The 582-nt window shown below is 65.3% G+C and carries 1 protein-coding gene; it reads right to left on the bottom strand.

The window, feature by feature from the left end; all coding sequences use genetic code 11:
* Positions 1–116: 116 nt before the first annotated feature.
* On the bottom strand, positions 117–582 hold a 466-nt coding region (locus EN935_RS39400), incomplete at its 5' end, for a putative PEP-binding protein (RefSeq protein WP_348629931.1).

The raw sequence follows: 582 nt of genomic DNA, 5'->3' as shown, positions 1-582 counted from the left end.
GCGCTGGCGCATGCCGGACGGGCGCTGGTCGATGACGTGCGACAGGATCGTCTTGTAGGCGCGGATCGCCTCTTCGGAACCGGGTTCGGGTTTGATGTCGACCATGCCGGCCGCGCCTAGACAGAAACGTCCGCGATGGCCGCCTTGGCCATGGCGAGTTGCGCCGGCGCGACGGAAAGATCGCGCAGGCCGGCCTCGAGCAGTGACGGGATCGAGGCAGGATCGCCGCCGGCATCGCCGCACAGGCTGACCGGGATTTTTTCACGCTCGCCGTACGCGGTCACGGCTGCGATCAGCCGCAGCACGGCCGGATGACGGACCGAATTGAGATGCGCCACGGCAGCGTTGTCGCGGGCGGCCGCCATGACATACTGGGTGAGGTCATTGGAGCCGATCGAGAAGAAGGCGGCGTCAGCAAAGGCTTCCGGCACGATTGCCACCGATGGCACCTCGACCATGATGCCAAGTGGCGGCATTCTATGCGCGATGCCGCGCGCGGCGAGCACTGTCTGCTCCTCGGCGAACATCGCCGCTGCCTGCCTGTATTCCTCTACAACGGCGATCATCGGAAACATCACTTTC

The organism is Mesorhizobium sp. M7D.F.Ca.US.004.03.1.1 (genome assembly GCF_003998635.1).
GTDB lineage: Bacteria > Pseudomonadota > Alphaproteobacteria > Rhizobiales > Rhizobiaceae > Mesorhizobium > Mesorhizobium loti.
Note: the sequence above shows the minus strand (reverse complement) of the source record. Positions and strands in the feature narration are given on the sequence as shown.